We start from the raw sequence: 23,169 nt of genomic DNA, 5'->3' as shown, positions 1-23,169 counted from the left end.
TCTGCCGTATTCGATTGTGCAATCGCAGTCTGCTATTTAAGCTCCACAACCGTCACGCCAATGCCGCCTTCACCATAATTTCCGTTTCGAAAGCTCTTCGCATGACTATGTTTACGCAAATATTGCTGAATTCCTGTACGAAGCACACCCGTGCCTTTGCCATGAATAATAGCAACCTGAGCTAACCCAGACAAAAATGCTTCATCAAGGAAGCGATCAACCTCAAGAATCGCTTCTTCTAAGTTTTCACCCCGAAGATCAAGCTCCATCTTGATGTTTTCTTCACGTGAACGCTGCAGACTAGCCGCTTGCTTCGGCTGCTGCGGTTTTGTGGCCGTAGATGATTTTAGCAACTCCAAATCATCGAGTGCAACCTTCATCTTCATAATACCCAGCTGTACAGTAGCATCCGATCCGTGTACTTCCACAACCGTACCCTTCTGATTCAAGCTGTATACCGTTACTTCGTCACCAGCTTCGATTTTGACCGGTTTAGTTTTCGTTTTTGAAGTTCCTCGCTTCGATCTCTGAGGCTCAGGAGCCGCTTCATCCAACTTACGGCGTGCTTCAATGAGCTTATGCTCCTTGACCGAAGCCCCCTCTTCCATAGCAAGCTTTCGCAAATCCGAAATAATTTGCTCTGCCTCGCGCTTAGCCTTAACGACTGCTTCACGAGCCTCTTCCTGCGCTTTTTTCAGCAGCTTATCTTTCTGCTCCTCAAAGCGCAGACGATCTGCCTCATGTCGTTCTCTCAGCGATTCCATCTCACGACGGAGCGACTCAGCCGTTTGACGTTCCGTTTCAGCCCCTAATCTATTCTCCTCAAGGGAGGCTATCATATTTTCAACTCGTTGATCCTCTTCGCTTACCTCACCTCTTGCATGTTCGATGATCGAACGGGCAAGTCCTAGCCGCTCAGCGATGGCAAATGCGTTGCTTCGTCCCGGTACGCCAACAAGAAGACGATAAGTTGGGCTTAATGTAGCTACATCGAACTCCATGCTCGCATTAATAACGCCCTTGCGATTATAGGCATAAGCTTTCAACTCACTGTAATGCGTAGTTGCAACAATCCGACTGTCCATTGTATGGACATGCTCCAAAATAGCGATCGCAAGCGCGGAGCCTTCAGCTGGATCCGTTCCCGCGCCGAGCTCATCCAGCAGCACTAAGCTCTTAGAAGTCATGGAGCCCAAAATGCGAATGATGTTTTTGAGATGGCTGGAAAATGTACTCAAGCTTTGTTCAATGCTTTGCTCATCGCCGATATCGGCGTAAATAGCATCAAATACACAAAGCTGGCTTCCGTCTTCAGCAGGGACAAATAATCCCGACATCGCCATCAAGCTAAGCAGTCCAATCGTTTTCAAGGAAACCGTTTTACCACCAGTATTCGGTCCCGTTACAATGATGGAAGTATATTGATTGCCTAGCTCCACATCGAGTGGAACAACCTGCTCCGCAGCAATAAGGGGATGACGTCCGCGTTTAATCTTAAGAAAACCACGATCATTCATACGCGGCTGTGTAGCCTTCATAATATGGGCAAGGCGAGCCTTTGCAAAAGCAAAGTCAATTTGACCGAGCAAATCCAAATTGTAAATTAGATCCTCAACATAATCCGATGCCAAAGCGGTAAGCTTCTGCAAAATTTTCTCGATTTCCCGCAGCTCGCCAGCCTTTAACTCACGAAGCTTATTGTTCATAGCGACTATTGCTTCCGGCTCGATAAACAGCGTTGCACCAGATCCTGACTGATCATGCACAATACCGCCAAAATGAGAACGATATTCCTGCTTAACTGGAATAACATACCTATCGTTGCGAAGTGTTACGATCGAGTCCTGCAGCATTTTTTGCACGGACGAGGAACGGACCATTTGATCCATTTTCTCACGAATACGTGATTCTCCATTTCTAAGCTCACGCCTAATCGATGCTAACTCGGTGCTTGCACTGTCCATAACTTCTGCCTGATCATCGATACAATCAAAAATAGCATCCTCAAGCGGCTTATGCTCGCTTATCTGATCTGCAATATGATGCAGCATTGGAATTGGATTATCTTCATGAAGCAAGCTGACATGCTTCTTCACTCTTCTGCCGCCGCGTGCGGTAGCCGCAATATCAAGCAGCTCTGCCGGATTAAGCGTTCCGCCAATTCTGGCACGGTGAAGCGGGGCTGAAATGTCAACAATACCGCCGAATGGAGCACTGCCTTTCAGACGATCAGCTGTATAGGCTTCATCAGTAAGTTGCAATATCTGCTTAACCGCTTCCAAATCTGAAACCGGCTGCAGCTCCTCTGCAATTGCTTTACCAAGCGATGTGGCTGCATGCTGCGACAATCTATGTATGATTTTAGGATATTCAAGTGTCATCAAAATTTTAGTGTCCAACAATTAACACTCCTCTCGCCTTCTTATTATAGCCGAATCGCGTCATTGATGCACGAATGAACGATCCTTTCATACATAAATGATGCTCATTTGGTCACAATATAAACGAACCAGCGGTCTCGCGACGCAATTTCCATTTCTAAAACTTAAGGAGGGTTTATACAATGTCTTTCTTGGGGCATGTTGTAAGGTTCATTGTAGCCGCGCTTGTGTTAATGCTTGTAGGGTTTATCGTCCCCCAATTCAGTGTCGGAGGATTTTGGAGTGCATTTTTCCTAGCACTTGTCATTGCCGCGCTGGGCTGGGTTATTGAAGGCATATTTGGCAAACGAGTCACACCCTTCGGCCGCGGTATCGTCGGCTTCATTGCTAGCGCAGCCGTTATCTGGATTGCCCAGTTTATCGTTGGAGGCGTGACGGTTACACTGCTCGGCGCAATATTAGCAGCTCTCGTTATCGGGATTATCGACCTGTTCATACCGGTCAGTACCCCATATGAAGCAGGCAAAAGCGATCGGGATTAAAGGGAGTTATCAGAGTAGAAGCCCTTGGTTGCCTAATCATGGCGATCAAGGGCTGATTGCTGCGTTCTGGCAAATATTCGAGCTGCATCTATTCTTTTCACAAGATCTTCATTACTTTGTCATCACGCTGTCACTGCATTCGGATGCTAGTTGAGGTACAATGGAAACAATCCAAGAAAATTTTGTTAAAATGGATAATTGAAAGGGGACGCTTTACAAATGAAAAAGTGGTTATTATTCGCAAGTGCAATGTGTCTAGTTGTTGTCTTAGCAGCATGTGGCACGAACACTGCCAAAGAAGATAACAAGCCGACGAATACGACGGCCGCAGATAGCGGAGCATCGTCTTCCGACCTTGTTATGACAGCATCTAACTGGAAGTTTGACCAGAAGGAATATAAAATCAAAGCAGGAGAAACGGTTAATATTAAGCTGGATTCTGTTGATGGCATACACGGCGTTCAGATCAAAAAAACCGATTACAAGATGGGTAACGGTGAAACTATTGCTGTAAACATCAGCGAACCGGGAAGCTATGAAATGATTTGTTCTGTACCCTGCGGAGCAGGACATACAAAAATGAAAGCTATTCTAGTCGTTGAGTAATAGCTTAAGACTTGCTAATGCAGTCGAGCGGGATATGTATCCTTGCTCGGCTTTTTTTGTCTAATGAAGCTACATATATTTTTCATTTTTCGCATATATCATTTTTACTTACCATTCGTGTAAGAAACTCTGATAATCTACCTCTTTCCCCGCTGGGCTCCCTCTGATAAAATATTGACAATACGAACAGCGAAAGGAGAAATGGTGATGGGAATTTTACAACATCGAGTCGCTATTGTTAGCGGTGCTGGTACGGGGCTGGGGCGTGCAGCAGCAACCTCATTTGCAGCGGAAGGCGCCGATGTCGTCCTTCTCGGAAGACGACTTTCAAAGCTTGAGGAAACGGCTGTGATGATTAAAGCAAAGACAGGAAGAGACGCTTTTGTTCTGCAAACCGATGTATCCGACGAGCAGCAGGTACAGGACACCATTTCAGCAGTCATCCAGCACTTTGGACGTATTGATATTATTTTGAACAATGCAGCCGTCCTTGAGTCTGGGACCGTGCTTGAATTAACTTCCGAAGAATGGCAAAATCAAATCGCTATTAACTTAACAGGCCCGTTTCTGCTGACCAAAGCCGTTCTGCCGACGATGCGTAACGCCAAATACGGCCGAATCATTAATATTACTTCTGGACTATCATGGAATGGCGCAGGAGGCTATGCCGCGTACAGCGCAGCCAAGGCGGGTCTAGAATCATTAACACGCACCTTAGCTGATGAGGAATATGAGCATGGAATTTTAGCGAATTTATACAATCCCGGTACGCTGCGTACAGAAATGCATGCTACCGGCAAAGATCCTGCGATCGTTACGCCAGATTTGATTCGACTAGCCAGCTTGTCCTCAAGCGGACCTACTGGCACAATTGTTTCTTACGGTTAAGCCTCTTTATCGCCATACAAAGTGAACCATTTCAACATAAAAAAACCGCGGCAACAAACGCTGGCAATTGCCAATGCTTGTTACTGCGGTTTTTGTTGTTCTTCATGCGGATTAGCTGTGTTCGATAAGCTCAATCCACTCATTGTATTCCGTTTGAAGCTTCGAGTATTCATTTTTGAGCTTGTGATGCTGCTCAAGCAAATCTGCATGATCCTCGGCAAGCTTCTCGGCGGAGCGTGCCGCTTCATCGCGCTCATAGGCGAGTGATTCCAATACGCTAGCCGCCTCATCACGTTCGCTCGCTAACCGTTCTGCTTGACGAGCTGCTTCGCCAAGCTCATTCGCAAGCTTAGATGAATGCTCATTAAGCTCTTCCTTCAACTCCGATGCTGCCGCTGCTTCTTGCATCGCTCTTTCTAATCGATCGCGCAGAGCCTCTTCAGCAGCCTCTCGCGACTGCTTCTCAAGCTCGTAGCGCTTCACTTCAGCAGCCGTCTGCTCCGCGTATTGCTGCTGTGCTTGCAAGCGCTCGCTAAGCTCCCGTTCGCGAGCTGATGCCGCTTCTAGCTGCTGCGCTGCAATGCGTTCGCGAGCCGCTGTATATTCCAGCTGTTCGGTTAGTTCTTGCTCTCTTACTTGCAGCTGCTCCAGTTCTGCTTTGTAGGCCTGCTCCCCGCTCGCTGCGGAAGCCGCTACTTGCTCGATCTTCTCCAGCTGAGCTCGCAGCTTCTGAATTTCAGTTTCAGAATCATACTGATGAGTGAGCAGCTGCTCCTCTTGATTCGCAATAAGCTGTTTCAATTGTTCATCATGCTCAGCAGCTAATTGCTGCAAACGCTCCTCACGTTCATTATTAAGCTTGATGCGAACCTCATCTTGCTTCGCAGCAAGCTCGTTATAACGCTCTTCGTATTGATCAACCAGCTGTTCAGCAATGGCCGCCTGCTCCGCAGCAAACGCCTTGGATTCAGCTTCAAACTCACTTGCCAGCTGCTTATTCTGTTCTTCAAAATGTATCGTTTGCTCAAGCAGCTGCTCTTCGTGCTGATTGATAAGCTGCTTGTATCTTGCTTCGTACTCAGCTGCTCTCTCCTTCGCTTTCTCTTCGAATTCAAGAACCAGCTGTTTGCTTTGCTCCTCGTATTGTATAGCCTGCTCAAGCAGCTGATCGTCATATTGAGCAGCTTGTGTCCTGCTATTTGCTTCGTGCTCAGCCGATTGTATCCTGCTATTTTCTTCGTACTCAGCCGCTTTCTGCTTGTTTTTCTCCTCGTATTCAAGAACCAGCTGTTTGCTTTCCTCTTCATATTGCATAGCCTGTTCAAGCAATTGGTCTTCATATTGCTGAATGAGCTCGTTACTGTGATCCGCATGCTTAGCAGCAAGCTCCTTAAAGCGAGCATCCTTCTCCGCAGCAAGCTGCTCATAACGTTCATTGTTTTCAGCGGTCATTTGCTTAAACAACTCGTCATGATCTGCTTCTACTGTTCTAAGCTGCTCTTCTTGCTCCTGACGAAGAGATCTTATAAGCTCAAGTTTCTCGTCCTCAAACATTTGCAGGCTCTGCTCATGCTCTTCTTGCAGCGATTCTCTCAGCTTCTCCAGTTCAATCCGCAGCTGATTCCGATGTTCTTCGGTCTGCTGCTGATTCATCATAGCAAACTCTTCCTGTTCCAGCTGAAGCTGCAGCAGCTGCTCCTCAAGCTCAAGCTGCTTCTGCGTTTGCTGTTGTTCGCGCTCCTGCACTTCTTTCAGGCGGTGTTGCAGATCCGTAGCTCGTTTATCCGCAGCCGAGACATGGCTCCGCTCATGAGTAAGTTTCTGCTCCAATTCTTGAATCTGTGCGAAGGATTGGTTGATTTGATGCTGCATTTCCTCAAGCTTGCTGCGCGTTTCGTCCAGTTCGATTTGAAGCAGTCCCTGTTCATTTTCTTTTTCCTGAAGGTTCTGTTCCAGCTGAGCATAAGACGTTCGAGAAGACTCTTCCTGCTCCATCGCCAAAACAAGCTGCTCATCTGCAACAGCAATGCGGTGCTCCAGCGATTCTTTATCAGTCTTCCAGCCCTCTTGAAGCTCAGCAATCTGCGTTTGCAGTTTGCTTCTTTCTTCCAGCCAACCGTTTCTACGACGCTCAAGATCAGCACGTAACGCTTCTTCTGTTTTGACGATTTCGGCTTTCCAGGCTTGCTCGCGCTCCTCACTCTGACGCGCAAGCTCCAATTGCGAATTCTCTGCATGCTCAAGCCAGCTAAGTTCCCGCACATCCCACTTGCTCTGCCAGCTTCCTTCGAGCTCGGTCAGAAGCGTCTCTTTCTCTGCTTTTATGGTCGAAAGTACCGCTTCATGCTCTGAAACTACCGCAATCAGCTGTTCCTCTTTAGCCTGTCTGAGTGCAGCAAGTTCATCTGCCTTTGCACTTTCGAGCTCCGATCGTTGAATTTCCTTTTCAAGCTCCAATTCAAGCTGTTGATTGTCTTTCGCCAGCAGCAGTTCTGCAAGTTCATCTTCTTTTTGTTTTCTCAGCACTGCCAGTTCTGTTTCCTTCTGACTTCTCAGCTCCGTGAGCTCTGTTTCCTTCTGACTTCTCAGCTCCGTAAGCTCTGTTTCCTTCTGGCTCTGCAACTCCGAAAGTTCTGTTTCCTTCTGGCTTCTCAGCTCCGTAAGCTCTGTTTCCTTCTGACTTTGCAGCTCCGTAAGCTCTGTTTCCTTCTGGCTTCTCAGCTCCGTAAGCTCTGTTTCCTTCTGGCTTCTCAGCTCCGTAAGCTCTGTTTCCTTCTGGCTTCTCAGCTCCGTAAGCTCTGTTTCCTTCTGGCTTTGCAGTTCTGAAATTTCTGCTTCCAGCATTTGCTTAAGCTCACTCAGCTCAGAATCCTTACGAGCTTGAAGCTGTGCAAGCTGCTCGTCCTTCTTCGTTCTAAGCGCAGTAATCCGTTCCACATTTTCTTGAGTGAGACGGATAATCGTCTCTTCTTGCACCTTCATTGCCTCTGCTGCTGCAGCTTGCTGCGCTGTAGCCTGCTCTGCGGCGAGTGCCAGCATTTCGGATAGCTCTTCTTCAGCTGCCGCCTTAGCCTTTTGCAATTGCTCGCTAGCCATACGTTTCGTCTCAGCTAATTCCGCCTGAAGTGAAACAGCCTGCTCACTTATTTGTTCCAATTCTCGGATTAGGAGATTAAGCTTTGCTTCCTCTTCTAGAAGTCTCGTATTGTCGCGTCGCAGCCTAAATACTTCCTCCGTTATTTGCACGGCCGAGAGAACGGCAAGCTTCTGCATATCAAGGCGAGGATAACCCTTTGCCAGCTTCTTCATACTCTCGTCAATAGCTGCTGCGACCCTTTTCATGTATTCTACGTTGCTATGACCTTTTAGCTTATATTGAATTCCATATATATCAACCGTAACTACCGTTTGTTCTGCTTCCATTAGGGCGAATCCTCCTATTATACAAGTAGAGCTAACGTAAACAACTATCGCTGTCCAATAAGGAGCCGCTTCCATTTTATAGATATGTATAGGCATCATAATCGTTCCAGAAGCAATAATGCCTTATATTTACAAGGAAAAAAGCCGCATCGATAGCTCACTAGGAACTATTTCGATGCGGCTTTGAAGGTTTCCTGCCTACTTGCGTAATTCTGCTGCAAAAGATTGTTCTAATTGTAAAACAACCTTGCCATGCAGCTCTGTTACCTCTTCATCCGTCAATGTACGCTCGCCATGACGGTAAACTAGCGATATTGCAACGCTCTTCTTGCCGGCTCCCAGCTTCTCGCCTGTGTATACGTCGAAGACGCGAACGGACTCAAGCAGCTCGCTTGCAATTTCCCATGCAACGCCAGTTAACTTAGCAGCAGCCACCTCTTGATCAACGACAACTGCAATATCGCGCTGCATAGCCGGATAGCGTGGCAGCACCTTGTATTCGATTGACGAATCTGCTTGCTCATAGATAAGGTCAAGACCGATTTCAAGGACGTAAGTATCAGCTAGATCCTCCTCGAGTTGAAGAGCAGGATGCAACTGACCAACATAACCAATAACTTCATTGCCTTTTGGCGTATGAAGAAGCACGGCAGCTGTTCTGCCTGGATGGAAATGCTCTGGCTGAGCCGCTTCATACGATACGCTCGCCGTCAAGCCTAGCACCGCAAATACGGTTTCCAAAATACCCTTCGCATCATAGAAATCAACCTGCGTCGATTTGGCGTTCCATTGCGCCTCTGAACGATTGCCTGTTAGAAGAGCTGCAAAACGATGCTTCTCATGAGGCAAACGAGTTAACTGCTCTTCATCGGTATGGAATACGCTGCCGATTTCAAACAGCGCAGCTGACTCGTTTTTACGGTTGCGGTTATAGGCAGCCGTTTCTAGAAGTTGAGCGATGAGCGTCGTACGCAACACGCTGCGGTCTTCACTCATTGGCATCGCTAAGCGAATCGGATTCGTATTTTGAGCGAGTGCAGGAAATAACTTGGTTCGCTCAGGTCCCGTGAAGGAATAGCTGACTACCTCGTGAAGACCTGCATCCGACAAACGCTTGCGAAGCTCGCGGCGAATGGCTTGCGGCTTCGTCAAGAAGCCCGGAATAACATCGCCGTGAATGAGTGTTGTAGGAATTTCATCGTAACCGTGTAAACGAGCAACTTCCTCAATCAGATCTACCGCTCGCGTAATGTCGCCGCGACGAGTAGGTACATTTACAGTAAACACATTACTTTCAGACAACTCGTACTCAAAATGCAAACGACCAAAAATCGTCTGAACCTCCAGCCTTGAGAGCTCCGTTCCGAGGTAGCCGTTGATTTTATCCAAAGAAACGGCCACTTGAGCTGGCTTCACTTCTCCCGCACGCACCTCGACAATGCCTTCAGCGACTAAGCCTTCTGCCAGCTCTGCGATAAGAGACGCCGCGCGATCAAGCGCAGGGATCACTCTAGCCGGGTCAACCTCTTTCTCGAAGCGAATGCTTGATTCTGAACGAAGTCCTAGTTGACGCGAGGTTTTCCGTACCGTACCGCCATCGAATTTTGCCGACTCCAGCAAAATGTTGACTGTCTCCCCCGTAACTTCCGTACTCGCTCCACCCATTACGCCGGCAAGCGCGATAGGCTGTTGACCATCTGTAATAACGAGCATATGCGGCTCCAGCTTGCGCTCTTGATCATCCAATGTAACAAGCGTTTCTCCAGCTTTCGCCAGTCGAACATCAATGCGGCCGCCAGGTACGCGATCTGCATCAAAGGCATGAAGCGGTTGACCATACTCCAGCATAACAAAGTTTGTAACGTCAACAACGTTATTGATTGGACGAACGCCAGCAGCGATCAATCGATTTTGCAGCCACAGCGGGGATTCTCCGACCTTCACACCTTTAATATAACGAGCGGAGTAATGCGAGCACTGCTCGGAAGCACTAATACTCACCGATACATGGCTATCTGCACGGACTGCTGTATGATTAATGTCAGCGCTCGGCAAACGTACCTCACGACCTGTTAATGCGCCAATTTCATAGGCTACTCCAATCATGCTGAGACAGTCGGAGCGGTTAGGCGTCAAATCAAGCTCAAGCACTTCATCGTCAATACCAAGCACTTCGCCAATTGACGAACCGATCTTCGTTGATGCCGGAAGAACGAGAATGCCCTCCTGCTGCTCCTTCGGCAGCAGCTTTTCATTCAAACCAAGCTCCTTCGCTGAGCAAATCATCCCTTGAGATTCAACGCCACGTAGCTTTGCTCGCTTAATTTTGAAATCGCCTGGCAGCACTGCGCCAATGACAGCAACCGGTACAAGCTGGCCCGCATCAACATTTTTGGCTCCGCATACGATTTGCAGCTCTTCACCCGTGCCAACATCAACCTTACAAACGTTCAGCTTATCCGCATCTGGATGCTTTTCCTTCGATTTTACATAGCCAACAACGACGCCTGTTACGCCTTTGTTACGGGACTCAACGACGTCGATTTCAATACCGCCGCGCGTCATTTTCTCCGCTAACTCGCTGCCGGTGAAGCCAGCAAGATCGATATATTCATTTAACCATTTATAGGATACATTCATCTCTCTTCTTCCCTTCTCTCATTGCTACATTCTTGCGAATTGGCCTAAGAACCTTAGATCGTTCGTATAGAAATGACGAATATCGTCAATGCCGTATTTCAACAACGCGATACGCTCAACACCCATACCGAATGCAAAGCCACTGACCTCTTCTGGATCGTAGCCGCCCATTTCAAGAACGCGAGGATGCACCATGCCGCAGCCAAGAATCTCGAGCCAGCCTGTATGCTTGCACATACGGCAGCCTTTACCGCTGCACTGTACGCAAGTAACGTCAACCTCAGCACTTGGCTCTGTGAATGGGAAGAAGCTTGGACGAAGTCTGATTTGTGCTTGCGAGCCGAACATTTGCTGCACGAATTGCAGTAATGCTCCTTTCAAATCACTCATCCGTATGTTTTTGCCAATGACAAGACCTTCGATTTGATTGAACTGAAAGGAATGTGTCGCATCGTCATCATCACGGCGGTATACTTTACCCGGGCAAATAACTTTAACCGGCGATTGGCCTTTCATCGCTTTCATTGTACGAACCTGAACCGGAGAAGTCTGCGTACGCATAAGGATATCATCCGTGATATAGAACGAATCCTGCATGTCACGCGCCGGATGATTTTTTGGCAAATTTAAAGCTTCAAAGTTGTAGTAATCCTCTTCCACCTCTGGTCCCTCGGCAACGGTATAGCCCAGACCGATAAAAATATCCTCGATTTCTTGCGCTACTTTGTTTAAAGGATGTATGGAACCTGTCGGCAGCTGCTTACCCGGAAGGGTAACGTCAAGCGTCTCCGCTAGAAGTCTGTTATTTGTCTCAGCTTGCTGGAAAGCTTCTTGCTTGCCATCAATAACGGTTTCGATCGCTGCTCGAACATCGTTAGCTACTTGACCAATGATTGGACGCTCTTCAGCACTCAGTCCGCCCATTCCGCGCAAAATCTCAGTCAAAGCCCCTTTTTTACCTAAATACTTGATACGCAAATCGTTTAACTGCTGTGGAGTATCCACATGCTGCAGCTCCTGCAGCGCTTCGATACGCAGTCCTTCCAATCTTTCCTTCATTTTTCTTCGCCTCCATATCATCATACCTAAATCATGCAAGCGTAACGGCTAAAGCCATCCTTAGGAGACTTAGCTATCGTTTCGCGGAGAAATATAAGCACTTTATAAGCTAATAAACCTATAAATTCTTACATTTGCACAAAAAAAGGCCCTCTCTCCCTAAAGGGACGAAAGAACCGTGGTACCACCCTAATTCGGATTGTAATTCAGCCAGTACGCCTAACCAAGCACGATTAACGCTGCAAAGCGGCGGTGAATGACAATCCCTTAGCCCCATAACGGCGGGAACCGGACTCTCCCTACTCGCGCCTTATATCATGGCGTTTCAGGTGTCTGCTCAGGAGTGAACTTCGGCAGCCTATATTCACAAAAACGCTCTCAGTCTACGGCGTCTTCTTCCTGTGCGAAAGTACTGTTTACTCTTCTCCATCATCGCTTTATTTCAAATATGAAATGATAATCTATATTATATGCAATCTGAAGTAGTGATGCAACCGCAAAGCTCGCTTTCTTACTATGAGTCTTCCCGTTAATCGTTCCGAAATGGGATCAATTGCTTCGTTATTGCTCCGGTCTGATCAGTAATAAGCAGTTCAGCCTCCCATGCGCCGCGAGTTGGCAGCTCGAACTCATCCGATTCATAATCTGTTTCCTTAAAACCTGGGAAAGAAGATAAATAATCCTCCCCGCTAGCGCCTCGCACTGGAACATTAATATCTGCACGATTCGGATGATCAGGTGTTCGAAGCTTAAATTGCACGGCAGCCGGCGTACCTAGCTGCTGCGGCAGCCATATTTTCAACTCCACATGATTGGGACCTGGCCCATTTGGCGTAATGTTCACCGTATAATGCAGCTTATCGCCCATTTTGTGATAGGATAGCGGTTCCGTATCAGGGATGGGACTAATATAGGTAAAGATACTTGCAACAATTAACACCAAGGCCATCATAAGTGCGTCAAGCTTCAGCAGCTTACCGCTTGGCAGCTTCTGCTGTTTAATTCGTCTATGAAGCAGAAAGCCCACACATGAGATAAGCAGTACTAAACCTGTTTTGGCAAGCAGCATAAAGCCCCAGCTTGTATAAAATAAATAACGCCAGGTGGGCAGAAGAAGAGCAGTCATTCCGATTCCGCTTATCGTTAGCAGTACAATCGTCACCCAAGCGACCTTCGTAAACCGCTCGGCAAACCTCCATGCTTCCTTGCGATCTGTCCGCCACATCACCAATATTAGCAATAATCCGCCAGCCCACAACGCAGAGCATACAATATGAACAAAGTCGAATACGACTGCCATCGTATTGCTCGGAAGCGCATTGACATGTCCATTAAAACTTTCTACCGCAGCAAGCAGCAGCGCCCAAATGATTTTGAATGAATCCTGCAGCTTCAAAACGATAAATCCAAGTAATGATAATACAATCAGTGCAAGCCATGACTGACCCGTAGACGTCTCCGTAAATAAGCGGATCCATTCAACCATACCACTGCCTTCATAACCTTTCATTAATTGGCTCGCATGAACAAATACGAACACTAACACGGCAAGCAGCAGCCCTCTGACCGTATAGAGACTCCATTTTTCGACCAGTTTGCGCTGTGAGGCATCCGAATCCTTATGAAACGTGATCGACCAAAGAAGTATTCCAGCCGCGAACATGAAGGCAATATAATAAATCGCTCTGACTGCAAAAAATAAAAGTTGTGCCACGGTCACCCCTTCTTTGGAGTGAGTGTCCGTCATGTCCCCATGACCGACCTGCTCATGCGGATTGAAGGATGTCACTTCCAAAATCGAAAGCGGCTGCGCCAATGCCTTCTCCGGCTGAATCCATAGCGAAGCAGCTGCAGCGATGACAACAACTAACATGAGTATTGTCATGTATTTCGCCCAATTGGAGGGCAAAGTTTGTTTAGTATGAAGCCTTACTTTAAACATTGATGTCACTTCCCTTTATGTCATTCTGCTCTAGTGTACTAGACCGCTGTCAAAAGAACAATTACAGAACTGTTAACAAATATACGTGCAGCCATGATGAGCTAACACGTATAGCAATAAGCATTAAAGCCCATTCTACTAATAAAAACCAAGTTAGGGAGGATGTGAACGACGATGATGGACAAGGATTATCATATCGCTGAGTTAAACAGTCAAAGTGATGCGCTTGACGCGATTAGAAAGCTGGAGCAGCAATTGAGTGAGACATACGGCAAGGAAGTAGCGCTTATCGCCTATGCCGCAGACAGTGAAGAGGATCAAGCATAAAGGAAAAACTAAACTTCATAACGTATGTAGAGGCATGTTCGCTGTGCAACCCGCATAGCGAACATGCCTCTTTCTTATGGTGTATCTCCTTTTTCTCGAGCGAAAAAATCCGGCCAATACTCATCCGGTCCCTTTCTATCGACGATAATCCATTGACTGCGTATAATACTATTGCATTGTCTAGCAATTGCATCTCGGACAGCTGCCGGATATAAAAACAGATATTTGCTGTATAGACCTGAGCCCCTTCCATCTTAAAAATGATAGATTAAATAAAGCAATATTCCCTTTTTTGGCTTAAACGTTCCAATATGATACAGTAAGAGTTCAAGTGCAGACGTATGTGCCATTTCGAATTGGCTATCGTACGTCTCGCCTTGAAATATTCTCATTCCTGATCACAGAGGAGGTCGTTTAGTTATGGCAAGCCAAACAGGAGCCATCGTACAGCAATCCTTAAACGCATTAATGGGAGACCCTGCTTTTTTACCAAATTTACAGAACCAGTCGCGTGAGCAAGCTTTTTTATCACTTGCTGCAATTCTCTCCACCCCTAACAAAGTACATAAAGCCTTCCTGCGTATTACGGTAGACAACGGCAACGTCGTTCGAATTCCAGCCTATCGCATCCAGCATAACGACACACTCGGTCCCTATAAGGGCGGTATTCGGTTTCACGAATCTGTAAATGAAGATGAAGTAACCAATCTCGCTGCACTTATGACACTCAAAAACGCTCTTCACGAAGTGCCTTTCGGCGGCGGCAAAGGTGGAGTTGGCATAAATCCGCGCTCCTATTCCGCTAGAGAGCTATATATGATTTGCAAAAAATATGTACAATACTTCAGTGATGTGCTCGGCCCTGACAAAGACATTCCGGCCCCAGATATGGGAACAGGCGAGCGAGAGATGGACTGGATGATGGCTGAATACAAAAGCATACATCCCGGTCATCCTTATCTTGGCAGCTTCACTGGCAAAAGCGTCATTAATGGCGGATCATTGGGCCGCAGGGAAGCAACCGGTAAAGGCGTCTATTTCACCTTCCGATACATGCTTCATGATTTCCTTAAAGAGCAAAGCAGCTGGCTTGCCGGCAGCACAAACCCATTCGTGCAAACAGCGCTGGCGCATGCGGATAAGCCGCTGTCGATTGCCGTTCAAGGCTTCGGTAACGTTGGCTCAGTCGCTGCAATGGAAGCTTATAAATGCTCTTATTTAAACAATAAAGTCGTTGCCGTAAGCGACCGGAACGTAACGCTGTACAATCCGGATGGTCTTTCTATCCCAACATTGCTCGAATATGCCGCTCTCCACCAAGGCGATTTGCCATCAGACGAGGCCGCTCTATCAGAGCTTGATCTGAAAGCCCAAATTCTTGGTCGTGAAGAAGTGCTCTATTTAGGTGTCGATGTGCTGTTTCTTGCCGCGCTTGAGGAGCAGGTTCACAAAGACAATGTCGAGAAAATAAAAGCTCGCATCATTGTCGAGGGTGCAAATGCCCCAGTCACAGGCGAGGCTGACGAAGTATTAACTGCAAAGGGTACGATCGTTATTCCCGATATATTAGCGAACGCGGGCGGTGTTATCGTCTCCTACTTCGAATGGCTGCAAGGAAGAGAGACACAGTTTTTCAGCGAAGAGCAGGTCTATCAGATGCTGTATGAAAAAATGCAAAAAACATTAAACGGCATCCTTCCAGCCTTCTTTGGAGATCCGTCCCCGCTCCGTCAAAACTGTTATAATCACGCGGTTATGAAGCTGTCTACCGTTCTGTATCGTCAAGGCAAGCTGTATTAACTAAAAGCATAAACCCGCTGATACACTCGTGCATGGTTGATGTAACTTTCTTTATATGCAAACTAAAGGGCAATCTCCCGATCAGCTGCGGCTGCCGGGAGATTGCCTTTTGTTAAACTTATTTTACTGCTGCACGTAACGATTAATGACCTCTACAAGCAAATCATTCAGAAGCTTAACCTCAAATTCGCCTACAGCAGGCTCCAGATGGTCGCCGCCAATTCCGCTGTCGTCAGTCAAGAACAAATAAGTTCCACCTGTAGCGCTTGCCATGAAGCGCATCAAATATTCCGTATCCACATCTACGCCACTCGATGCTACCGGGATAATGCGAATTCCTTGCTCCGCCGCATCCTCCGTAAGCTGCTTGATCTCATCGATCACTTGAGCATCATCATGCGGCGGTGCATCTAGAACGAGAAACAGCAAGCGAGCACGTGCCTCCTCGCTCCACGAATGCTCATGAAGCGCATCGCGAAGCGCTTGATCAACAGCTTCAGGAAAGTCGCCGCCCCCCTCCGCATCTTGCTTGCTGAATTGATCAGTTACTTTATTAATGTCCGTAGTAAATGGATATGGCTTGACGATATAATCATCATGCTTATCTCTATAAAAGTTTGCACTTAGACGCATGTCTAGCTGATTCGCATGTTCATCCGACACACGCTTAACAACATCCTTAAGCTCTGCCTCCAAGAAATTGAGTTCGTCCTCCATGGAGCCAGTCGTGTCCACTGCAAACATAATATCTACTTGATTTGATAATGCAGCGCTCTTGTCCAAATCTACCTTGATACTGCCTTGCTCTGGAATTTCCACCTGCTGCGTCGTTTTACTTTCCTGCTCTGACTGTACTTTAACCGTATAACTGCCTAAATTCGCCGTATCTTTCTCAAAAAGTCCAGCATAGACGAAGGCTCTCCCCTCCGTATTCGTACGCGCTTTCCAAATCGATTGCTTGCCAGCCATCAGCTCTACTTTCGCATCGGACACAGCTTTTCCTTTTGCCGTCACTATAACCTCAAGCCGATTAAAATTCCAGAACTGCCAAACCCGTTTACTGCTGTCCCCCTCGCGCGAGTTAAGTAAATTCCCAAAGCGCTCCCATGCCGCTAGATCATCCCATTCACCAGCTGTTAATTGGCCTGCTTGTTCTACTTTATCCGGATTCTGATAGCCGCGTTTGCCTCTTTCTTTCTCCCTTGTTGGCTCCTTAGTTATCGCACGATTCTCACTGCTTGAGGTAGTTTCCTCTCCATTGGACGGCGAACTCTCTTTGGCTGCAGAGTCCAGATTTCCGCTGTTTCTCGCATCGTTTGAAGAAGACGAGCAAGCACTAAGCACAAGCAGCATCGCTAACAAAACAAATATGATCCAGTTAGAGCTTTTTCTATGTTTATCAGCTCTATTGAAAAAATGACCTGCCTTCATACCTTCATCCCCTTTTATTTGCATTTCCTAATCTGACGATAAATGGAAAGAGAATGTTGCATTAATAAGCCAGTAACATTACAATCGGTTACAGACATGCGGCGAGTCGCACGATCGACTGTATGAAGCATTTATTCAGGAGGACTTCACCTTGGAAACATTTGAATTATTAGCGTTCGAAATGACATATCAGCAAAGAACCGTTCAGCTTTCCTTCACTTCTGCCGAGCTCGTTCGAGTGACAGACTATGGGGATCGACTGTGGTACATCGATATAAACGGCGTTGGCGACCGTGAGTTATTAGCTTGGTTTGGCAAAAACGAAGATATCGGAATCGAGCTTACAGCTATAGCGCGCAGCGGTCAAACCTTCCGCGGCAAAGGTTATTTCCATCCAAACGAGCCTCATCAAGCTGCCGCCATACGAGGTGACGGCGAGCTTCTTGAGCATTAGTCCATAATTAAAAGAAGCCCCGATCAGTCATCTGCTGACTCATCGGGGCTTCCTTTGTATATATTGTTATTTGCGGTGAGCGATCTCCGGCGTTGTAAGTCGGTCATAGAACTCTACGCCTTTGTCTTTGTCTGCAGAATCGCGAAGCGCCATTGCAGAGCGCGGGTGCTCATCCAAAATACCTGTGATCATATAAGGGATGATATAACCCCATTCTTCTCTCTCGCGAAGCGGAACCATATACTTCTCGATCATATCGAGTACAGGGCGGATGCTATATTTCGTATTTTGAAGCTCAGCTACAAGCAGTTCCGTGTTGCAGTTACCTGCAGCGCGGCCCATACCGTAAACGGAAGCATCAAGAAGCTCTACCCCGCTTTCTGCAGCCAGCAATGTGTTAGCGAATGCAAGCTGAAGATTGTTATGTGCGTGAACGCCAAGGCGCTTGTTAGGCAGGTGCTGACGGAATTTGTTAACAAGGTAGCTCATATCGCTTGGTTTCAAGCTGCCGTACGAGTCAACCACGTATACAACATCAACAACGCTTTCGTTGATAAGCTGGAACGCTTCAATTAGCTGGTTTTCCATTACGTTCGAAAGAGCCATAATGTTAATCGTCGTTTCATAGCCGCGATCATGGAATACTTTAACAAGCTCAAGCGCTTTGTCTACATCTTGGATGTAGCAAGCAACGCGAATCAGATCAAGCATGCTCTCACTGCGCGGCAAAATGTCGTTCTCATCCACACGGCCGATATCAACAAGTGCCGACAGCTTTGTGTTGCCTTTGTTCGGAATTACTTTCTTCAAAAAATCATCGTTCAGAAAACGCCAAGGTCCTGCATTTTCGGCACCTTTAAGCAGTTTCGGTGAATTCTTGTAGCCGATTTCCATATAATCGACGCCGGCTTCATTCAAGCTTTGGTACAAATGCTGAACGAACTCGACACTAAAATCCCAATTATTCACGAGTCCGCCATCGCGGATCGTGCAGTCAACAATTTTACAATGGCTTGTTTTTGATTGCATGCTTTGTTACTCCTTTAATGTGAACATGAGTTCATTTTATCCCATCATACTTGAAAAGGAAGAGGAACGCAAAATAATTTTGTCGTTTTATGGTTGATTTAGAGCCTATTTTACGTATAAATTACAGTTTCTACAAAATTGCTCTATGGCTGTTGTTCTACCTATTATGACCATTGTTTCAACAAAAAAAAGCCGCTTCAACGATTTAACGCGTAAACGGACTTTTTTGCTGCTTTTGTTTCACCTTTTTATTTAATGAGCGTCTGTGGCTCTTGTCCAAAATGACCTGATCTCTTCATCTTTGTTTGTAAATATTTCTCATTATAGACGGATGAATTGCCCCATAGCGGCACTCTGCCCGCCACGTTCATGCCCGATTTGCGAAGCGCATCTACTTTTCGCGGATTGTTGGTAATGATTGTCACAGGCAATACTCTGAGCAGCTTTAGTACAGCAATCGCATCGCTGTAATCACGTGCATCATCTGCAAAGCCCAGCTCTGTATTCGCGTCAACCGTATCGAGTCCATCCTCCTGAAGCAAATAGGCAATCGCCTTACTGAACAAGCCAATTCCACGGCCCTCATGGTTGGCCAAATAAAAGAGCGCCCCGGCACCATGCTCCATAATAATACGCATCGATTGCTTTAGCTGATAGCCGCAATCACATCTTGCGCTTCCGAATATATCCCCCGTATGACAAATGCTATGCATCCGAATTAGCGTATCTTCACTATTTTCAAAATCGCCATACACAAGAACACTCGATTGCTGGAGATCAGCGTAGGAGAAACGATTTAAATGCTCAACCAGCTGCTCGGGAGACATTTCCTCTCCTGCCTCTTTGCTAAGCCAGCTGTACCAATGAAACATATGCGTTTCACCGTCCAGTTCGACGGGAAGCTTAACAGGTCCAATCACATAGATATCATCATTGCCGCTTTGCGTTCTTTTAAGTTTATTCTTAATAAGTGCTGCTATGTTAGGTTTAATCATGCTTGTTCACCTTCTCTATTAAATTAAAATTGCATACATAAGTAGCTGAGTGTGCCGAATTCATAGCTTCGATAGATGACCTTCGGTGGGTTGTCTGGATTTCCGCTTCCAAGAGCAATATATAATGGAACAAAATGCTCCGCGCGAGGTACTGCCATTTTAGCATACGGTGCAAGCTGTTCATACTGAAATAGTGAATTAATATCTTGTTTATTCATTTTTTCTATCAACCAGTCATCGAATTGCACAGCCCAGCTTTCCGGCTCCTTCTGTCCCCAGTTTACCATTCTTAGATTATGAACGGTAACTCCGCTGCCGATCAGCAATATGTTTTGTGAGCTGAGACTGCGCAGCGCTTCGCCAATTCGGAACTGCTCCTCTGCAGAGCGATAAGGATTGACAGAAATCTGAACGACAGGAATATCTGCATTCGGAAACATATGCTTCAGCATCGTCCATGAGCCGTGGTCAAGTCCGCGTTCATTATCATATGCTATTGGAATATTTTTTTCGCTCAGCAAATGGCCAACAAGCTCTGCTATCCTCGTTGAGCCTTTAGCAGGATATTTAACCTGGTAAAGCTCATCAGGAAATCCGTAAAAGTCATATATGGTTTCATATTCATCATCTTTCGATGAAATCGTGACGGTATCAGTCTCCCAATGCGCGGTGAAAATTACGATGGCATCCGGCTTCAAACTCGCTCCTGTTTGCTTAAGAAATTGACTATATTCATTTTGCTCGACAGCGAGCATCGGTGATCCATGTGCTAGAAATAAGGGATTCATATGGGTGCCTCCTCTAGGTCACTTACTATTTGTAACTAATTATAAATTTATAACTAATGATAGTCAAGTGATTAACAATATTCAGGTGTGCTTGTATAGTTTAGATATTAGAGTTATACTTATTAGAAGTAAAAAGAGGTGATACGAATGGATCAATCTAACCTTTGTCCCCGTTTTCAGAAGGGAATGGAAATTATAAGCAAGCGTTGGACCGGCCTTATCATATTCCAGCTTTTGTCCGGCCCGCAGCGTTTCAGCACAGTTCAGTCCGCACTGCCGATCAGCGGCAGATTGCTGTCAGAACGTTTCAAAGAGCTAGAGAATGAAGGTATTGTCGACAGACATGTTTACCCCGAAATACCCGTTCGCATTGAATATTCTTTAACGGAGAAGGGCCGAGCTCTTGAACCGATTATCCATGAAATAGTAAAGTGGTCTCAAGACTGGATTGAACCAATGACACAAGCCTGATCAACCATACACAACATAAAAGGGATTATCTGGACAGCGACAATACGTGCTGACTAGATAATCCCTTTTTTTAACGTCTATCCGTAACTCGGTCTGCTACTATGAGCATATCCATATGGCGGCCTGTTTGCAGCAATTCACGCACAATATTACTGCGAAAGCGATGCAGCCAGCCATCCCTTCCAGACTGCCCAACGATGAGCTGCGTTGCTTTGGCGCAGTTGGCTGCAGTAAGCAACGTACCTGCGATATGCTTTCTGCTCTCCGCCTTGGACATTTCAAACACGCCGCCCAGCCTTTCGGTCAGCTTCATTAATACATCGCGTTTGTTTAAAGCCTCATCTGACAAAGGAGTGCCATCTTGTACATGATGTACATGCCACTGCGCCTTCAGTCGATAAGCAATACGGAAACCGCGGCGGATAAGCCGCTCTGCATCCGCTTCAATATCAACGCCAACGAAAATAACCTCTCTTCTGCGAAGAGGTCCGCGCAGCGTTTGATTGCGATCCCATGCTTCAAGGCGCTCATCTACATCGTCAGCAAGCTCGCGAAGAGCAAGTTCACGAAGCGCAATCAAATTGCCCGTCGTGAAAAAAGAGCCAAGCGCTTGCTCCACTTTTACTTTGGCATATATTTTCCCGTCTCTCATTCGCTGCTGCAGCATTTGCGGTGTCACATCGATTAGTTCCACCTGATCTGCCAGCCGTATGATGGCATCCGGTACCGTTTCTCTTACTCGAACGCCAGTTACCTGTTCAATGGCATCATTTAAGCTTTCAATATGCTGGACATTCATCGTCGAAATGACCGATATGCCCTTTTCAAGTAAATGAATGACGTCCTCATAACGTTTCTTCCTCACGCTGCCCGGCACATTCGTGTGCGCTAACTCATCTACCAGCACAACATCGGGATTTCTGCGGATAATCGCTTCAACATCCATTTCTTCAAGCCGTGTTCCCCGATATTCAATAATTTGCCGCTCAACGATTGGCAGCTCGCCAATTTGCTTCAACGTTTCCTCGCGTCCATGCGTTTCTACTAAGCCAATAACAACATCTATACCTTTGTGCAGCATCATGTTCGCTTCAGCAAGCATCCGATACGTTTTCCCAACGCCTGGAGCCGCTCCAATATACAAATTAAAATTGCCTCTGCGGATGGATTCCATTTGCTGCTCGCGCTCAACCTGACTAAACCTGCGGAACAGTGCTTTTCGCGAATCGTTCCTCTGCTTTACCGGTAATATCCGCTCGCCTTCCTGCTCTGAACGGTCAGCCATAAGAAACAAATCGATCTGTTTGAGCCGGCGAAGCACACTATCGACAATAGAGCCTTGCCGCAGCTGCTGCCATCTGCTCTGCTTCGAGTGGCCCATAACAATCCGAGTGACCTGATGCTCCTCGGCATAGCGAACGAGAGCGGACGGCAGCAAGCGGCGACTATACAGCGGCAGCTCCTCGAATGACCCGCCTACCTTAACGGTGAGCTTTTTAATAGAAGCTTTAAATGCTTGTTCTTCCTTGGACAGTATTTTTTTGGTTCCTCTAAAGGAAATGACGATAACATCTCCATTAAGCCTTCGAGCGATTTGTTGACCTCTTCTTACATATAAAGAGCCATTCCAATGATATTGAGCCGTTACCAGAATACGCTCGGAAGCGCCTGACGGACCAGTGAGCCCAAGCTGCTCACGATGTTTCTCTAACGATTCGTTCACTCCTTCTGCCACAAGGCGCAGCGACAGCTCACGCAGCACGGCTAGATTTCCGCGCAGTGCAATTGCAGGGTCAGGCTTAAACCCTAAACTGCCATCCTCAAACCGCTTAAGCATCGTTTCAGGAGATACATCGATCAGCCTAACCTCGTCAGCAAGCTCAAGCGTATGAGCTGGTACGGTACAGGATGGACGAATACCCGTCCATTTTAGAACAGCCTGATCCACACCTTCGAGCTCATAAACGTTGATCGTCGTAATGACACTTATGCCCTTGCTAAGGAGGAACATCACATCTTCAAACCTCGTTTGGAACCTCGCGTCTTCACGATTGCGATGAGCTAACTCATCTATGAGCAGCACTTCTGCGTTTCGCGCAACCAACGCGTCCAAATCTAGATCTTCTTGCTCAGTACCCTCCTTCCACCAATGGATACTGGGTACTCGCTCGAGAGGTCCAATCAATTCGAGCGTTTCTGCACTTTGATGCCTAGGTACCGCGCAAAGGACAACATCAATGCCATCTTGCTTCAGCTGTGTGCCTTCGCACAGCATATGATACGTCTTGCCCGAGCCGCTCACAGCGCCGATTAGTATTTTCAGTCGTCCATGATGCAGCTTTGCTATGGAGAGCAGCAGCTCCTCTGGCGTTTTCTTTTTCAGCGGAGCCATA

General features: G+C 46.8%; 17 protein-coding genes. 7 read left to right on the top strand and 10 right to left on the bottom strand.

Annotated elements, in window-relative coordinates; all coding sequences use genetic code 11:
- Positions 1-32 precede the first annotated feature (32 nt).
- Positions 33-2,399: an endonuclease MutS2 gene (locus AC0YN6_RS09530; protein ID WP_475746536.1), complete on the bottom strand. Its 2,367-nt coding sequence runs from the start codon at positions 2,397-2,399 to the stop codon at positions 33-35.
- 164 nt (positions 2,400-2,563) lie between these two features.
- Between AC0YN6_RS09530 and AC0YN6_RS09525 the strand changes: the two genes are divergently transcribed.
- From AC0YN6_RS09525 to AC0YN6_RS09515, 3 genes are all read left to right on the top strand, one after another.
- Positions 2,564-2,923: a phage holin family protein gene (locus AC0YN6_RS09525; protein ID WP_475746534.1), complete on the top strand. Its 360-nt coding sequence runs from the start codon at positions 2,564-2,566 to the stop codon at positions 2,921-2,923.
- A gap of 219 nt (positions 2,924-3,142) precedes the next feature.
- A complete protein-coding gene (locus tag AC0YN6_RS09520) occupies positions 3,143-3,529 on the top strand; it encodes a cupredoxin domain-containing protein (RefSeq protein WP_475746532.1) in 387 nt (128 codons plus the stop codon).
- 207 nt (positions 3,530-3,736) lie between these two features.
- Positions 3,737-4,417, top strand: a complete 681-nt coding sequence (locus AC0YN6_RS09515; RefSeq protein WP_475746531.1) for an SDR family NAD(P)-dependent oxidoreductase — start codon at positions 3,737-3,739, stop codon at positions 4,415-4,417.
- A gap of 111 nt (positions 4,418-4,528) precedes the next feature.
- On the opposite strand, the gene AC0YN6_RS09510 is transcribed toward AC0YN6_RS09515, so the two are convergent.
- From AC0YN6_RS09510 to AC0YN6_RS09495, 4 genes are all read right to left on the bottom strand, one after another.
- The gene (locus AC0YN6_RS09510) at positions 4,529-7,840 is read right to left on the bottom strand and encodes a hypothetical protein (protein WP_475746530.1); all 3,312 of its coding nucleotides are present in this window, start codon (positions 7,838-7,840) and stop codon (positions 4,529-4,531) included.
- A gap of 198 nt (positions 7,841-8,038) precedes the next feature.
- Positions 8,039-10,480: a phenylalanine--tRNA ligase subunit beta gene (pheT, locus tag AC0YN6_RS09505; protein ID WP_475746529.1), complete on the bottom strand. Its 2,442-nt coding sequence runs from the start codon at positions 10,478-10,480 to the stop codon at positions 8,039-8,041.
- Between the two features lie 24 nt (positions 10,481-10,504).
- Complete coding sequence (gene pheS, locus AC0YN6_RS09500) at positions 10,505-11,539, bottom strand: phenylalanine--tRNA ligase subunit alpha (RefSeq protein WP_475746528.1); 1,035 nt, start codon at positions 11,537-11,539, stop codon at positions 10,505-10,507.
- Positions 11,540-12,068: 529 nt separating this feature from the next.
- Positions 12,069-13,481 carry a copper resistance D family protein gene (locus AC0YN6_RS09495; RefSeq protein WP_475746526.1) on the bottom strand — a complete coding sequence of 471 codons (1,413 nt, stop codon included), beginning with the start codon at positions 13,479-13,481 and terminating at the stop codon, positions 12,069-12,071.
- Positions 13,482-13,655: 174 nt separating this feature from the next.
- On the opposite strand from AC0YN6_RS09495, the gene AC0YN6_RS09490 reads away from it, so the two are divergent.
- Positions 13,656-13,808, top strand: a complete 153-nt coding sequence (locus AC0YN6_RS09490; protein ID WP_475746525.1) for a hypothetical protein — start codon at positions 13,656-13,658, stop codon at positions 13,806-13,808.
- 420 nt (positions 13,809-14,228) lie between these two features.
- Positions 14,229-15,608, top strand: a complete 1,380-nt coding sequence (locus AC0YN6_RS09485; RefSeq protein ID WP_475746523.1) for a Glu/Leu/Phe/Val family dehydrogenase — start codon at positions 14,229-14,231, stop codon at positions 15,606-15,608.
- A 123-nt stretch (positions 15,609-15,731) separates the two neighbouring features.
- Here AC0YN6_RS09485 and AC0YN6_RS09480 read toward each other — a convergent pair whose 3' ends face one another.
- Positions 15,732-17,039 carry a VWA domain-containing protein gene (locus tag AC0YN6_RS09480; protein ID WP_475746522.1) on the bottom strand — a complete coding sequence of 436 codons (1,308 nt, stop codon included), beginning with the start codon at positions 17,037-17,039 and terminating at the stop codon, positions 15,732-15,734.
- A gap of 151 nt (positions 17,040-17,190) precedes the next feature.
- Here AC0YN6_RS09480 and AC0YN6_RS09475 point away from each other — a divergent pair, with 151 nt between their 5' ends.
- Entirely contained in the window at positions 17,191-17,493 is a 303-nt protein-coding gene (locus AC0YN6_RS09475) for a hypothetical protein (protein WP_475746521.1), read from the top strand.
- A gap of 66 nt (positions 17,494-17,559) precedes the next feature.
- Here AC0YN6_RS09475 and AC0YN6_RS09470 read toward each other — a convergent pair whose 3' ends face one another.
- The 3 genes from AC0YN6_RS09470 to AC0YN6_RS09460 all read right to left on the bottom strand — a co-directional run bounded on the left by AC0YN6_RS09470 (position 17,560) and on the right by AC0YN6_RS09460 (position 20,305).
- On the bottom strand, positions 17,560-18,522 hold the full coding sequence (locus AC0YN6_RS09470) for an aldolase catalytic domain-containing protein (RefSeq protein WP_475746520.1): 963 nt from the start codon (positions 18,520-18,522) through the stop codon (positions 17,560-17,562).
- A 248-nt stretch (positions 18,523-18,770) separates the two neighbouring features.
- Positions 18,771-19,517 carry a GTP cyclohydrolase II gene (locus AC0YN6_RS09465; protein ID WP_475746519.1) on the bottom strand — a complete coding sequence of 249 codons (747 nt, stop codon included), beginning with the start codon at positions 19,515-19,517 and terminating at the stop codon, positions 18,771-18,773.
- 23 nt (positions 19,518-19,540) lie between these two features.
- Positions 19,541-20,305 (bottom strand): dioxygenase family protein, encoded by a 765-nt coding sequence (locus AC0YN6_RS09460; RefSeq protein ID WP_475746518.1) that lies wholly within the window; start codon positions 20,303-20,305, stop codon positions 19,541-19,543.
- Positions 20,306-20,452: 147 nt separating this feature from the next.
- Between AC0YN6_RS09460 and AC0YN6_RS09455 the strand changes: the two genes are divergently transcribed.
- Entirely contained in the window at positions 20,453-20,776 is a 324-nt protein-coding gene (locus AC0YN6_RS09455) for a winged helix-turn-helix transcriptional regulator (RefSeq protein ID WP_475746517.1), read from the top strand.
- 70 nt (positions 20,777-20,846) lie between these two features.
- Here AC0YN6_RS09455 and AC0YN6_RS09450 read toward each other — a convergent pair whose 3' ends face one another.
- The gene (locus tag AC0YN6_RS09450; RefSeq protein ID WP_475746516.1) at positions 20,847-23,168 is read right to left on the bottom strand and encodes a histidine kinase; all 2,322 of its coding nucleotides are present in this window, start codon (positions 23,166-23,168) and stop codon (positions 20,847-20,849) included.
- Position 23,169: the final 1 nt, after the last annotated feature.

Source organism: Paenibacillus sp. J22P15, from assembly GCF_056269345.1.
The sequence above is the reverse complement of the archived record's forward strand: the minus strand, read 5'-3'. Positions and strand labels throughout refer to the sequence as shown.

What these genes read in the sequence shown, in the direction of transcription:
- AC0YN6_RS09525 (WP_475746534.1), top strand. Translation starts at nt 2,564, where the DNA reads ATGTCTTTCTTGGGGCATGTTGTAAGGTTCATTGTAGCCGCGCTTGTG.
- AC0YN6_RS09520 (WP_475746532.1), top strand. Translation starts at nt 3,143, where the DNA reads ATGAAAAAGTGGTTATTATTCGCAAGTGCAATGTGTCTAGTTGTTGTC.
- AC0YN6_RS09515 (WP_475746531.1), top strand. Translation starts at nt 3,737, where the DNA reads ATGGGAATTTTACAACATCGAGTCGCTATTGTTAGCGGTGCTGGTACG.
- AC0YN6_RS09510 (WP_475746530.1), bottom strand. Translation starts at nt 7,840, where the DNA reads ATGGAAGCAGAACAAACGGTAGTTACGGTTGATATATATGGAATTCAA.
- pheT (WP_475746529.1), bottom strand. Translation starts at nt 10,480, where the DNA reads ATGAATGTATCCTATAAATGGTTAAATGAATATATCGATCTTGCTGGC.
- pheS (WP_475746528.1), bottom strand. Translation starts at nt 11,539, where the DNA reads ATGAAGGAAAGATTGGAAGGACTGCGTATCGAAGCGCTGCAGGAGCTG.
- AC0YN6_RS09495 (WP_475746526.1), bottom strand. Translation starts at nt 13,481, where the DNA reads ATGTTTAAAGTAAGGCTTCATACTAAACAAACTTTGCCCTCCAATTGG.
- AC0YN6_RS09490 (WP_475746525.1), top strand. Translation starts at nt 13,656, where the DNA reads ATGATGGACAAGGATTATCATATCGCTGAGTTAAACAGTCAAAGTGAT.
- AC0YN6_RS09485 (WP_475746523.1), top strand. Translation starts at nt 14,229, where the DNA reads ATGGCAAGCCAAACAGGAGCCATCGTACAGCAATCCTTAAACGCATTA.
- AC0YN6_RS09480 (WP_475746522.1), bottom strand. Translation starts at nt 17,039, where the DNA reads ATGAAGGCAGGTCATTTTTTCAATAGAGCTGATAAACATAGAAAAAGC.
- AC0YN6_RS09470 (WP_475746520.1), bottom strand. Translation starts at nt 18,522, where the DNA reads ATGCAATCAAAAACAAGCCATTGTAAAATTGTTGACTGCACGATCCGC.
- AC0YN6_RS09465 (WP_475746519.1), bottom strand. Translation starts at nt 19,517, where the DNA reads ATGATTAAACCTAACATAGCAGCACTTATTAAGAATAAACTTAAAAGA.
- AC0YN6_RS09460 (WP_475746518.1), bottom strand. Translation starts at nt 20,305, where the DNA reads ATGAATCCCTTATTTCTAGCACATGGATCACCGATGCTCGCTGTCGAG.
- AC0YN6_RS09455 (WP_475746517.1), top strand. Translation starts at nt 20,453, where the DNA reads ATGGATCAATCTAACCTTTGTCCCCGTTTTCAGAAGGGAATGGAAATT.
- AC0YN6_RS09450 (WP_475746516.1), bottom strand. Translation starts at nt 23,168, where the DNA reads ATGGCTCCGCTGAAAAAGAAAACGCCAGAGGAGCTGCTGCTCTCCATA.